Consider the following 14,710-nt stretch of genomic DNA (forward strand, 5'->3'; position numbering starts at 1 on the left):
TTCATTCAATGAATTAAAAGTTTACATTTAAACCGATTGAAATAGTTTTCTGCAAAGGATAGAGTTTACCGTCTCCCCAGTCGCTGCCCAGCAATTCAGGATCGAATACGCCGCTGATATCAGATAAAGTCAGCAAGTTGTCACCGGAAACATAAATACGTACCGATTCCATTCCTGCTTTTTGCGTCCATATTCTCGGTAAGGTATATCCGACCTGCATATTCTTCAAACGTATATAAGCTGCGTTTTGCAAATAGCGGGTCTGGGTACGCTGGTTCTTGTCGGTATTGAAATAGGGTTTCGGATAGTAAGCTCCGGTGTTGGCTCCTAACGGGTCGCCTTCCGGACGCCAGTAATCCATATGTTCGCTGAAAGCGCAGGATTGCCATTCGCCGCCTTGTGCTCCCCAGAAATACGGGCCACCCAGCATATAATCTCTTTTCATGATACCTTGCAGGAAAATAGAGAAGTCGAGTCCGTTCCAGGCTCCGTCCAATGTCAGACCGAAGTTATAGCGTGGCGTGTTATTTCCGATGATCTTCATGTCCCCATGATCGTCGAGCGTATTGGCTCCGCTGTCTACACCGTCTTTACCATCGGTATTGGCATACATGATATCGCCCGGTCCCCAGCTTGTTCCCCAGTTAGGCGTACCGCCGTTGGCAAGATGTTTGTCCATCTCTTCCTGGCTTTGTGCGATCCCGACCGTCTGGTATCCCCAGATATCCCCCAGGATCTGTCCTTTATAATACGTACTCAGGGCCATTGTTTCATTCGGATACCTGAGTATCTTACGCAAGTTGTCGGATACTACCAGACGAACACCATAGTCGAATTTCTGAATACGGTCTCTCCATGACATTTCCAGTTCCCATCCATACGACTTCATATCGCAGTTGTTGATCTGCGGAGCATTGGCTCCCAAAACGGAAGGCAACAGAGGAGCCGGCCCGATCATATCATATGTATAACGGTTGTAATAATCGAATGAACCGGTCAGGCGATTGTCGAACAATCCCCAGTCGAAACCGACATTCCATGATTCGATCGTTTCCCAGGTCATCAGACTGCTGACGATGCCCGGAAGGCCGGCCACATTCTGCTGGGTACCGTTTATCAGCCAACTGGAAGAAGCCGTGCCGGTCGGCATGTTCTGATAGAACGGATACCAGGCATCGGTACTGTCCGTATTGTTATTACCGAGCTGTCCCCAGGATGCTCTTACCTTCAATGTTCCGACTACACTGTTCAGGGGTTCGAAGAATGCTTCGCGAGCTATATTCCAACCTGCCGAGAAGGAAGGGAAAAGGCCCCAGCGCTGATCGCCGATAAAACGGGAAGAACCATCGTAACGCAGATTGGCTTCCAGCATGTAACGGTCGGCATAATTGTAGTTAATACGTCCGAAGAAACCGGCAATGGCCCGTTCACGTGCCCAGGAACTAGCTTTCTTATTATCCTGTGTCAGGCCGAGCGACGGGACATCCGCAGAGATCAGATCCGTACCGAAGCCATTCAATCCGCTCGGACGGTAAAGTTCGGCATTGAAACCGGCCATTACTTTAAAGTTATGATTGCCCAGCGATTTGGTATAATCCGAATAAATATTGGTAGAGAAGTAGTCTTCATCCTCACGTGAATCCGATACTTCCGAGTAGCCGGCTGCACCACCGTTCCAGGAAAGAAGATACGGTTCATTTTTGGCATCGTACGCATAAATAGGCAATACCGCCCAGCTCTGTTTACGGTAGTAAGAACGCATACTGCCTTCAGCAACGATACGCCAGTCTTTAACAGGTTCGAAAATAGCCTGCAACTGCTGGGTATACCAGTTCTTCTGGCTGGTTTGCTTTCCTCCGTCTTCCAGCTGGACAATTTCCATATCCCGCTGATAATGCCCGTTCGGATCGACAACCGGACAGGTCGGCCAGCGGCGTGCAATATTATGGAAGAATAAGCCCGTCAGATAGGTCGGGCGATGATAATCTTCACGCGTCCATTTGCCGGTGTAGTTTACAGTGACCCAGTCGGCCAGTTTTGCCGAAATCTTTGCATTCATTGTATAACGGTTGAACTTGTCATCGCCATGCTTTAGCAAGCCGGTCTGGTCAAGGAAACTACCACTGAGCATATAGGTCAACTTATCAGTACCACCACTCAGGCTAAGATTATGTTCCGTAGAAGGCACCCAGTCACGATAGAACTCGGCAAACCAATCCGTGTTGGCAAAAGCGCCTCCATAGTTATTCCATTTACCATCAGATCCGGCAACAGTACCATAGTATTCAGGTTTGGTAGGGTCGGTGAACTTACCGTCCATATAATCCTTGATGTTTTTCATGGCGTCGTCATTGAATATCGGATTTCCTCCCCCATTCGTATTTGCCCTATTCCAATATTGGGCAAATGAATAAGAATCGACCATCTCCGGCACTTGGACAGCATCGGAGAAACGTACGTTGCCCGAGTAATTCACCCGGGTCTTACCGGATTTACCGCTTTTGGTCGTAATAAGGATCACACCGAATGAGGCACGTGCTCCATAGATGGAAGACGAAGCTGCATCCTTCAAGACACTGATATTTTCAATATCATTCGGATTCACGGTATTCATATCCCCTTCGATACCATCAACCAGTACCAACGGACTTCCGCTCGATCCCTGACCGATCGTACCTCCGCCACGGATATTAATATTCAGTGATCCATCCAGCATACCTCCGCTACTGCCTACCGACATATTCAAACCGGGGATAACGCCTTGAAGTGCCTGCGATACGTTCTGAACCGGGCGAGATTCAAGGACCTTGGAATCTACCGTACTGACAGATCCTGTCAGATTCACTTTTTTCTGTGAGCCATACCCCACAACTACCACTTCATCCAGCTGTTTCGAGTCTTCTTTCAGCTGAATCCGGAGAGAGGATTGTCCGGTGTAAGTAATTTCCAGAGAGAGATAACCGACATACGAAACGACCAATATGCTACCCTCTTTCACCCCGGGTAAAGAAAAGTTGCCGTCCATATCGGTTACCGTACCGTTCGTAGTTCCTTTCACAACTACCGTTGCTCCTACTACAGGACCCATATCATCCTCTACAACACCTTTTACTGTCGAAGATTGCTGAGAAACCTGTACCACAATTTCCGGCTCCGCTACCGGATTTCCGTTAGCACTCATTACCGGAGAAAAAGCCAGTAAAATGCTGGTGATAATGCCTGCTTGTTTTGGGATTTTCAGGAGCGTAGCATTATTTGCATTCGATAAACATAACAGTTTTTTCATGAATTTAAATAATTAATTGTTCATTTATCAACATTTTAGATCTAAAAATATCATCACATCAAACTTGATATTATCACACCCTAACCAGTAATAAATTTTTATCAATCAATTTTACAAGAACAAAAAGCAACAGAGTTCTGCTGGAACTAGGATTTTTAAGGTATGTACAGGGATACACGAGTGAATAATTTCAATAACACCTCCCCATCAAGGCTATACTTTGATAATACATTTTGGTATTTATTAAATAAATTGCAAAAATCCAGGTTAAAATTTGTTTGTATTGTATTTGTTTATATATTTGCAACGATTTATTCATCCTAGTTCCAGCAGAACTATGTAATTTATACAAATAATAACACCTCGCTTTACTCCCGAAAAAACAACCGATCCCACAGAATACACCGGAAATATTTGTTTCTAATTCATAACAGTATCTCTTATTATTTACCTATCTTTGCTAAACTTAAAACACAATAGCCTTATGAAAAAGAAATTAGTCGTACTGACCGGCGCCGGCATGAGCGCCGAAAGTGGCATTTCGACCTTTCGTGACTCCGACGGTCTCTGGGAAAAATACCGGGTGGAAGATGTAGCAACCCCCGAAGGCTTTGCCGCCAACCCTGAACTGGTCCTCAACTTCTACAACCAGCGACGCAGGGAATTGCTCAACACCAAGCCCAACGCAGGACATATCGGACTGGCTGAATTGGAAAAGGACTTTGACGTTCATATCATTACACAAAATATCGATAACCTGCACGAACAGGCCGGCAGCAGCGATGTGATCCATCTGCATGGCGAACTGATGAAATCCTGTTCCGTCCGCGACCTGAATACGACTTACGACTTGTCACCCGAGAATCCGGATATCCATATCGGAGACAAAGACCCGCACGGTGTACAGCTTCGTCCGTTCATTGTCTGGTTCGGTGAAGCGGTTCCAATGATCGACCCGGCCATACGTATGGTAGAATCATGCGACATTTTCGTCATCATCGGCACCTCCCTCAACGTCTATCCGGCTGCCGGACTACTGAATTACGTACGCCGCGGTCAACCGATCTACCTGATAGACCCGAAAGAGGTGAATACCTACCGCAACGATATCCACTTTATAAAGTCCGGTGCTTCGGAAGGAGTTAAAGAGCTTAGTAAAATACTAAAGTTTAGTACTACATGATTGAAGTTCACTATCTTTGCAAAACTTAAAACAAAAATCATGGAACCATTAAAAATCGCCACCGTACAATTTGAGACACGGGATAACGATAAAATGTATAATCTTTCTGTCATCCGGGATATGTGCCGGAAAGCGTCAGTTGAGGGAGCGGATGTGGTAGCATTTCACGAATGCTCGGTTTGCGGATATACATTCGCCAAGGATTTGTCTTATGAAGAATTACTGGCTATCGCCGAACCAGTTCCTACAGGGGAAAGCACGCAAACCTTGATTGCCATCGCGAAGGAGTTTAACATCACGCTATTGGCCGGTTTCTTCGAACGAGACGGGGATCGTATTTATAAGGCGCAAGTATGCGTGGATGGGCAAGGCTTAAAGGCGAAGTATCGCAAGTTACATCCGTTCATCAATCCGCATATCTTACCGGGTGACCAATATGTACTGTTCGATATTAAAGGATGGAAATGCGGCATATTGATTTGCTACGATAATAATATCATAGAAAATGTACGTGCCACTACCCTATTGGGAGCGGATATTATTTTCATGCCCCACGTGACAATGTGTACTCCATCCCCTCGTCCTGGAGCCGGCTTAATCAATCCCGCTTTGTGGGAAAACAGGGAGAACAACCCTACTACCTTACGACAGGAGTTCGATGGTTTGAAAGGACGAGCCTGGCTCATGAAGTGGCTTCCCGCCCGTGCTTATGACAATGCGATTTATGTGGTATTCTCTAATCCGATCGGGCATGATTATAATGAGATCAAGAACGGCTGCTCAATGATTTTGGATCCTTTTGGCGATATATTGGCAGAATGCCGTAAATTAGGAGATGATTTCGTGATAGCTACAGCTATCCCCGAAAAGTTAAAACTAGCTGGAGGATATCGTTACCGGAACGCCCGTCGTCCGGAACTCTATGCGGATATAATAGGGCAGCCGCATGAATCCTGCCAAAAAGTCGCATGGCTAACAGGGACAACCAATGAATAACCCATTGGCAAAATTAACTTAGTGCATATTTGACTCGACCCTCCAGTTTTCCAAAGTATAATACTACTCATCAATAAGTTTTCATTTCACCTATTGATAAGTAGTATTTTTTGTAAGAACAATGATCATTTACATAGATCCGGTTTTCAATCCTCAATGATCAGGCGAAGCCCTACATTATTCACTTTCTGCCAGGGCAGATAAGCACGGCGCGCTGTTGCCGTTGCATCTTTCGGACGGTCTACCCAGGAACCGCCACGGGCAACTACCTGTTTAGCTTCCAGGGTTTCCTGAGATTTGTCATTATAAGGATACGGAGCATAGATCGAACGGGTCCATTCCTGTAAGTTTCCGTGCATGTTGATCAGGCCGAACGGATTTGCCTTATAGGTATATTCTTCCGTCGGGATCATCAGACCGTCGTTGACCGTATCAACCTTCGGCATATAGTTATAATACGGGAACCAGGGATTATCCTTCTCCATCGGTTGGGGATCGATACCTGTAACGGCCATCTTTTCCAACTGTACATCGGCCAGGTTCTCATACGGTCCGAAGTTTGCGTCCATAGCACCATACCAGAAAGGCTGGTCACTACCACCACGGCAAGCCCATTCCCACTGGACTTCGGTAGGAAGCTGCACGTTCAGGCCGGTCTTTTCTGAAAGCATCCGGCAATAATTCACTGCTTCCTCATAACTTACACGAATGACCGGTTGGTTCGGTTTATTTGCCGGATAACCGGGAGTCGTATGGTCTTTCCAGAACTGTGCGTAGATACGGCTGTCGTGGTCGGGAACCAGTGCATTATACTGCTCATTGGTCAGTTCCTTTTCAGACATCCAGAAGCCTTTCTTCACTTCTGCCTTAAATTCAGGAGCCTGGTCGGGATAACCGTCGTTCGTACCCATTACGAATTTACCTGCCGGAACACGGACAAAGGCGATCTTCACACCATCGGCAACCTCTATTTCCTTGCGTAACGATTTTTCTTTCGACAACATCTTCTGAATATCGTCGGTAGACAAAGGCCAGCCTTTCATCTTTACCTCTTTATGCTTGACAGGAGCAACCTTTTCCGGCAATTCGGGTTTGATCTCTCCCTTGCTTTTCAGCAAACTTGCATAATCAGCCAGCTCCTTGCGCCAGTCGGCACCGGCACCGTTCGCATACTTATTGGTCAGTTCAAGGCGACGGCCGTACTGTTCGTATCCATTCAACGGATCAGCATCAAATTCGCCACGTCCCGGAGCGTTCATATCGATCCACATCGTGAGATGATCCCATTCGTTATCAGTCAATTTCACATTATAATGGCCACGTTCCAACATACGAACGATCTCGCTGGTAGAAGCATGATATTCGTAGGGAGTCATCACATACATATCCGCTTCCGGTCCCTGACGGTTTACGTACGGATGGAAAGCCAGATAACTCTTCTGGAAATAACGCGTACCGCTCCAGTCGGTTATACCGACCGAGGTCGTGTCTTTAAAGTTCGGCCGGCCGGCTTTGCTTCCGTCATGGCAAGCCACACAGGCACGGTCGAGAATCGGTTGTATCTCATATTTAAAGGTATAAGAACGGACACCACCATCGGCAATCTTCAATTCATGCGGCTTACGGGTAGATGCAGCAACCCTTTTCGGAACCGGAATGGTGTTCTGATCTTCATGGCAGCCCACACAGGATACCACTTCGCCCGGCATACCGGTCAGCCAGCTACGCATCCATTGTACGGCACGTCCGTCCGCATCGAGCGGTTGGAGGGAGACAGGCGTATTGGCCGGAATCTTAAAGATAGCAGAGCCATCCTCTTCTACCGGAACGGTTCCCAGCAGACGCTTGATATCCCATCCGGCCTGGATACCGTGATTATAATGGTCGGACAGCGTTCTGCGATAAGCATATTCATACGCATAGACACGGAATGACTTGATCTGTCCGCGGGGAACGCCTCTCAGTCCTTCCCCCTCATAAATATCCTGGATAAAGACAGTCGCTTCCTTTTCATTCGGTTTGATACGATCCGGGATTGCCGGAGGAACCGGAGTACTTTTCACCGGAACGGAATAGATCATACCGGCATCGTCGGCATTGGCAACTAATGTCAGGTTATCATAAATATCCACCAGATAGATTCCCCAACGGCTGTACGGAGACAGTTTGGCCGTTACCAGGAAAGTCTCGTCGGTCAGCGGATACGGTTTGATGAATTGCGGCCACACACCGTTTACCAGTTCATCTTTTACCTCCGGAATAATCGGACGGCCACGAAACGGCAATTCCTGTATCATACCTTTCTCTTCCTTACGGCTCTTTGCCGGATCGAAAATCATCAGACGGCCGGAACGGGCTACCCCGTGGTGACCGGAGATAACACCGACAAAACGGTTCGTCCGCTTCGGCAGCGGCTGCACGTCGAAGATACTGTTCGGGAACATGGAACCGCTACCATATAACGATTTCTGTTCGGTTCCGTCCGGATTCATATGCATCACGATACGGGAGAAATAGTGAGTCAAATCCGTATATTCCCAACGGACATACATCACCTTACCGTTTGCCATCACTACCGGATGCCAGTTCGCATCCTGGTCGAATGTCAGACGGCGCAGGTCACCGTTACTGGGATCATATAAAACCATATTACCCACCGCATCACTACCGTTTACACAAGGTACGCCTTGATAACCGATATTGGAGATCGCCAGCATACGTCCATCGGGCAGATAGGTCGCATCAAAGAACTCCAGGTCAGGCTCCGGAATGTTGGTTACCTGCCGGGCATTGCCGCCTTCCAGATTGATTTCGTGCACCTGCCATCTACGTGTCGTATCCAATGCTGTAAACATCAAGCGTTTCCCATCCCAGTTCAACACCAGGTCGGTCACGGAGGAACCGTCTACTGCCGGTTTATAAACCGTCTTTTCCTGAAGGTTTCCGCTTTTCAGGCCGGACAATTCCACCAGTTCCGCTTTAAAATTCTTACGGCTGGCAGAGCTAAGATTCGACCAGTTGTTCGGCTGGATACCCAGGCTTCCGGCTCCGACAAAGTTGGCCCGTTCTCCAAGATTGAATTTAACGGTCAACATCTTATCGACATTCACATCCGGGCTCATCAGCATCAACTCGCGTTTCAGAGCCAACGCCTTATTAGCCTTGTCGAGTGCTTGTTGATCTCCGGTATAGATTCCGGCAAAACCTCCGGACAGCAGAGACTTCAATTCATTGAAACGTTTTTCGGCCAGATTTGCATCAAAGCCCGAACTCTTTTTCATGATACCCAAAGCCTCCTGAATAGCTTCCGGTTTCATCCATTCCAGTTCGGCCTGTATTTCCAGTACGGAAATCAAACGACCGGCCAAGCTCTTATAAGCCTGCATCTGTTCGGACGATGTAGCCAACGATGCTACCTTATTCAATTCAAACTGATACCAGGAGTTGTTCTTCAACTCTTTCATCATAGCGTCCAGGCCTTTCTTCGTCCTGTTAAGCTGTTCGGACGTAACTTCTTCCTTTGTCTCACAACTCGGTTGTGCAGATAATGCGCTTCCTCCTAACAGACAGAAAGCCATACATCCTGTAATCAATAATTTCTTCCACATAGGCGATTATTTTTTAGTAACAAGTTTGTCTAATTCTTTTCCGTCCAGATATTCTTCATCCTGCGAATTATACAGACCATCCATAATATAATGCGCATCTGGGAATGCAGATAATATCTTACGTATAGTTTCTGTCTGCCCGGATTTATAAAGCGGAGCATTCGTATTCCATAATTGATTGTGAATATCTTTTTCAGGGACGGAAATAAGAAGATCCTTTATATCCATCTGTTTCAATCGGGAAAGATTACCGTCCAGGTTCGCTTCATCGTTCAACAACAAAGATAAAGCCGGAGCCAGGGTAAAGTTCGGACGGTTCACCTCATTCACCAGTTTCTGCAACCCCTCTATGGTATCCGGGGTACGGGAAACGGCTTGCCGCAATACCAACCGGATATTCTTTTCCGCAGCATAATCAGACAGAACCTGGAACGATTCTTTCAAAGAAGCATAGAACTGTTCCATCGTATAATTATTTTCAATGGTCCGCTGGGTAGAAATCAATAATTCATCGGCACCCAATATTTCCATCTTATCAATAACACGCTTCATGATATCCATGCTCTTCTGATAGAAAGGAGGATCATTATTTACGATCCTCAAATCAGGATACAGATTCAATCCGGAAGTCAAATCTACCGTTATTTTCAATTTCTGGCGTCCCAACCAACCGGATTCATGCTTCAACGTTTCTTTTTCCTTATTATTCAGATAACGCCAGTCAATCACCACACGGTCATAATGTTCGAAGAAAGTCGGACGCGACAAAATCTCTTCCTTTACATCCGAGATATTGCGTAAAACAAGCGAACGCCCCGTAACATTCGGTACCGGGGTACTTTCCGGCATAACGGTTATATCCGCTTCATCATTCAACCGGACACGGAAAACGCGCACATTACCGCCAGCAATCGTATTGGAGGTATTTTTACCGAAGGAGGTATTCACAGCCACTTTAGGCGTATATCCAACGGCTTTCATTTCCGAACAGTCTGTCGGTAATTCTTTGATAGAAACAATCTTTCCGGTCTTTGTCCGGATGGAAAACTCCTTCGGTGTCCAATGTTCGTTGGATATCAGAACAGTATATTCGCCATTGCCTCTGGAACAGGTTACAAGGCTCAGTTCCGGGTTGGTTTCGAACAGTTGTACGGAAGAGAAAATATCTCCCATCAATGCTTTCACATGATTTAATATCGGGTAAGGTTTATCCAGCGGCATTTCTTCCTTCACCTTGACAGGAAGTTCACATTGCGGTTGTTCGGTAACACCGTAAGGTGATGCGATAACAGTAATCTTTCCTTTTCCGGTATTCAACTCGATAGCGGCCGGCAGTTCGTTAGATTTTTGCAGGATTGTCGCAGATGCCGGATAAATCAACTCAGCCAACGTATAAGGAACACGTTCGCTTAACGACTGTCCTTTGTAAGTCACCGGACCTGAGCACACGGTCGTTTTGTTTCCGGCACGGACACCGGCAATTCCGTCCGGCATGTTTTTCAGTGAACCGGCAGTGATAATCAGATGTCCTCCTTCATTCACATAAGTTTCCAGTTTATCGTTGATTTCTTTTCCCGGACGAAGCTCATCGGCAATGACCAGTACCGGATACTGCTGCAAAACCCATTGAGGCGCATCACTCATCAGACAATCGGCAATATCGCCATAAGGATTAGGGGCAATAAACCCTCTTTCATCTTTATAATAGGAAGCATCCTGATAGCCGGGATATAAAATATCGAGTATCCCGTCCGTCAGATAATCCGGCAACTCATACGGCAGATTCCCCCATACTTTATAGGCCTGCCTGGAATATAGATGACGCGGGAAAGACCAGCCGGAAAAGAAATCGGTCATCAAAGCAACCGGTGTATACATCACACCCGGATCACCGTATTTATCTACCCATTTAACCGCACTCTGCTGTATCTTGCCGATAGGACTCAGCTTCTTGTCGTCTATCCGCATGGACCCTTCGAAACCGACAGCCACACAATCGTACATCAAATGAGTATAGATCAACCGTTTCAGCAATCCGAGCGAGGTCCCTTTCAACGGGCCGCCACTGTTGTAGTCATCATCTATACCGGTAGCATTCGAATCATATGTCTTATATCCCCAACGGTTCCATACGGAAGCATTACCAAACCAGTTAACGCCATATTGCTTACCGGCTCCGCGGATAAAGGAATAATAAATCTGCGAGTTAGGCAATCCCTGGGCCGTTTCCGCCCCTATCAATGTATAAACTCCTTCTTTCAGGAAATAATGTCCAAAGTTCAGGGAGACAAGAGTTGCCATTTTATTCCCCAGCTGATCGCCCATTTCCTGGAAATGACGCTGGAAGTTAAAGTATTGTTGTTTGCGGTCTGCACCCAACGGATACATTCGCGGAGCAAAACTACCGACATACCGACCGTCCTGTTCACCGTTATCCATACCCAGCCAACGGTCGCCCAGTTCTTTCTCGAAAAGATCGAGTACGCCGTCGGGAATAACGAACTGCGTCCAATATCCGCCAGGCCCCGAACCCGGGATATATCCCCAAAGGTCAAACAGATACAGGTTTCTTTTCTTTATCTCGGCAACGACCTCTTTCAGATTATCCTGAAAAACCAGCGGATAGGAAACCCACAAAATATCCCCGAGCTTATCCTTATCCACCCACTGATCGAGTTTTTGTTTATAATCTCCGGAAAGGTCACGAAGTGCTATAAATTGAATTTTGTCATGAAAGAAAGAAGCATCCGGCGATTTCACATGATGACGCAGGTAATCGGGATGATGAGACGGGATCATTTGATAAGGATACAGCTTGATACTATTCTGTGCAAGCGGTCGGTCAGGATACAGTAATCCCAACAAAACAATAAGTATAAGAATCTTTTTCATAAGTATTTATTATTGTTGTTGCGTTAACAAGCCGACAACTGATAAGCCGATCATTTCTTATCGCAACAAAGATGCATTTATATTTTGAGATTATGTTACTTTTCGTTCATAAAAAAGTTAATAATCTACGAAATAGGATCTATTTATGCCCGAATGATAACAATTTACTTCAATCCGATCAGTCCGGAGAAGCCGGTAAATACTCTTTCAAAACCTGCCGGAGTTGTGCCAACGCCTTTTTCTGATACAATTTAACGGCATTCACGGAAACACCCATTTCTTCCGAAATCTCCGCATAGGTTAGATTTTTATATCGGCTAAGCTCAAAAACCCTTTTATATTGAGGAGGCAATTCTTTCACCGCTTTACCAACCCGCTCTATTAGTTCTTTGGAGAGAACATAATCGAGAGGAGATTCATCCAGTGAAAACAATGTATTCCTTTCTGCTATATTGTCATCAATTTCAATATATTCAGGTTGATTTCTTCTCAGATACGACAAACAAGCGTTATGAACAGCCCGTACCAGATAAGCCCGGATAGAAGTTGTAATAACCAACGTTTCCCTGTTCTCCCATAACCAGCGGAAGACATCTCCGACAATCTCTTCAATGATGTGTTTTTCCGTGATGTAAGAACGTGCTTCATAGCAAAGAAAAACATAGTACTTTTTGAATAAGCATTCAAAAATTTTATGGTTTCCTTGTTGCAACTCCACTAATTCATCACGAGTATCCATCATAACACAATAAAGATATTGCTATAAATCCCCGTATTACTTTAAAGATCAACACAATACATACCACATAAAGTTTTAGTAAAAACTATGTGTGACTAGAAAAAACGGTCGTTTTTTTTAGTCACTATTTTTCAAGAAAATCTTTTGATTTTTATGCTGTCAATTAGATGGTATCTCACAGATTTTTAGTACTTTTAGATGTCCGAATTGATTTTGTCTGGTCAACATGAAAAATGACTAGAAAAAACGACCGTTTTTTTTAGTCACTATAGTACATATGTAAAGCGGTTAATTTTCAATAGCAATACCCAACTTATGGAATAAAAGAAATTTATTCATCCGGTATTGTCTATCACTGTTAACGAATTGGTTTATTTATAATTCGGATCCTGAACCAAAACGCCACCGGCTTTATCAATTTCACTTTGTGGTAATGGGAAATAATAGAATGCCGGCTTAAAGACCTTTACATAAGTTGGCAAAGCAGGGTCTGACGCACCATTCACAAGTTTGTCCATTAACTTCCATCGTTTCAGCTGAAAATAGCGATGACCTTCAAATACAAATTCCACACGCCATTCGTTACGAATACGTTCACGCATCTGATCTTTTGTCAGACCAGCAGGCAACTCCGGTTGTCCTGACCGTACACGGATCTGATTAACCGCATCATACACTTTCTGCGTCGGCCCGTTTGCTTCGTTTTCTGCTTCAGCAATCATCATCAAAACTTCGGCATAACGTAGAATGATAACATCGGCATCAGAAATCGTCGAATAGCTCGGCATTTCTTTGGTCGGCTGAATCAACTTCATCATACCAAATCCGGTTTGCATCTGATTGGTAATTGTCACCGAACCTCCTTCTTGTCCATCCATCGAGAAATCAGCTTCGCCACTATGGCAAACCGTTTCATACAAACGGCGATCGCGATTTTGGAACAATTTAGCCCTTTCTGCTTTATTGGCATCTCCCAATTCTCCAGTAGCCAGTAAAGATTCATTGACCGGGACAGTCAACGGAGATTCACCCCATTTCTGACCATCTGTACACTCGAATGCATCTACCAAATCACGAGTCACACCGCAAGTAGTCCATGCTGCATAATACAAGTCCATACTATGGGTTGTATTAGGAGCCAAGTAACGAACAGAGAACATAATCTCAGGAGAAGCCAGTTGCATGGAAGATATAAAGTTATCACGCATCCGATCTGCCAAATCATACCCCTTGATTGATTCCAGCAAAGACACAATTTCCCCCATTTTAGAAGGATCTGCATTTCCTTTATCATCGTAGGCTTCGGCCAACATCAAACGAGCCTTAAATGCTTTCAAAGCACCCGGAGAGAAATATCCGGACATTTGAGCATCAGAATAAGGTTTGTCCGGCAAAGCGGCGATGGCATCATCGAAATCTTTCATTATCTGAGCATAAATATCAGCACGTGAAGCTTTTGGCTGATACATGTTATCCATTGTCAAAGACTCTGTAACCAAAGGCACTTCCCGATAACACTGGTACAACCAAGAATAAAAATAGCCTCTCAATGCTTTCGCTTGCGCAAGCATAAAAGATCTCTCGTCAGCAGACATATCAGTTCCTTGATAAGCATCCAGGTTTTCCATTAACAAATGGACACGAGCAATGCCTCGATAACAATGATTATACATATAAGTGACATACCCGGAAGTATTCGGATCCAAATCACCTAAAGCAATCGTCTTAGTCTTACCGTAGGTATCCTCATCATGCTGGCAAATGGAGTTGTCAGTCAGGTTATCAAAACAAGCCACGATCTGCGACATAACTCCCGGCCATTCATATACCATAGAAAAACTACCAGCCAATGCAGATTGGAAATCACTCTTTTTCTGCCAGAAAATAGACTGTGAAGGTGATGTAGGAGGATCTTTCTGTAAAAAATCACTACAAGAAGTCGTAGAACCCACCAACAAAGCTGAAGCCAATATAATATTTACTATTTTTTTCATTGCATTCTACTT

At 45.2% G+C, this 14,710-nt stretch carries 7 protein-coding genes; 2 read left to right on the forward strand and 5 right to left on the reverse strand.

What is annotated here, in order from left to right; all coding sequences use genetic code 11:
* Positions 1 to 13: 13 nt before the first annotated feature.
* Positions 14 to 3,286 (reverse strand): SusC/RagA family TonB-linked outer membrane protein, encoded by a 3,273-nt coding sequence (locus K6V26_RS20450; RefSeq protein WP_195586140.1) that lies wholly within the window; start codon positions 3,284 to 3,286, stop codon positions 14 to 16.
* A gap of 484 nt (positions 3,287 to 3,770) precedes the next feature.
* Here K6V26_RS20450 and K6V26_RS20455 point away from each other — a divergent pair, with 484 nt between their 5' ends.
* A complete protein-coding gene (locus K6V26_RS20455) occupies positions 3,771 to 4,469 on the forward strand; it encodes an SIR2 family NAD-dependent protein deacylase (RefSeq protein WP_007655829.1) in 699 nt (232 codons plus the stop codon).
* A gap of 39 nt (positions 4,470 to 4,508) precedes the next feature.
* A complete protein-coding gene (locus K6V26_RS20460) occupies positions 4,509 to 5,465 on the forward strand; it encodes a nitrilase family protein (RefSeq protein ID WP_007655830.1) in 957 nt (318 codons plus the stop codon).
* A gap of 146 nt (positions 5,466 to 5,611) precedes the next feature.
* On the opposite strand, the gene K6V26_RS20465 is transcribed toward K6V26_RS20460, so the two are convergent.
* The 4 genes from K6V26_RS20465 to K6V26_RS20480 all read right to left on the reverse strand — a co-directional run bounded on the left by K6V26_RS20465 (position 5,612) and on the right by K6V26_RS20480 (position 14,698).
* Positions 5,612 to 9,073, reverse strand: a complete 3,462-nt coding sequence (locus tag K6V26_RS20465; RefSeq protein ID WP_224263703.1) for an SUMF1/EgtB/PvdO family nonheme iron enzyme — start codon at positions 9,071 to 9,073, stop codon at positions 5,612 to 5,614.
* Between the two features lie 6 nt (positions 9,074 to 9,079).
* Positions 9,080 to 11,965 (reverse strand): sugar phosphate isomerase/epimerase family protein, encoded by a 2,886-nt coding sequence (locus K6V26_RS20470; protein ID WP_224263704.1) that lies wholly within the window; start codon positions 11,963 to 11,965, stop codon positions 9,080 to 9,082.
* 178 nt (positions 11,966 to 12,143) lie between these two features.
* Positions 12,144 to 12,707: an RNA polymerase sigma-70 factor gene (locus K6V26_RS20475; RefSeq protein WP_010801439.1), complete on the reverse strand. Its 564-nt coding sequence runs from the start codon at positions 12,705 to 12,707 to the stop codon at positions 12,144 to 12,146.
* Between the two features lie 368 nt (positions 12,708 to 13,075).
* Positions 13,076 to 14,698 carry a RagB/SusD family nutrient uptake outer membrane protein gene (locus tag K6V26_RS20480; RefSeq protein WP_195586137.1) on the reverse strand — a complete coding sequence of 541 codons (1,623 nt, stop codon included), beginning with the start codon at positions 14,696 to 14,698 and terminating at the stop codon, positions 13,076 to 13,078.
* Positions 14,699 to 14,710: the final 12 nt, after the last annotated feature.

It is taken from the genome of Parabacteroides goldsteinii, assembly GCF_020091425.1.
In the GTDB taxonomy this organism is placed as follows: Bacteria; Bacteroidota; Bacteroidia; order Bacteroidales; family Tannerellaceae; genus Parabacteroides; species Parabacteroides goldsteinii.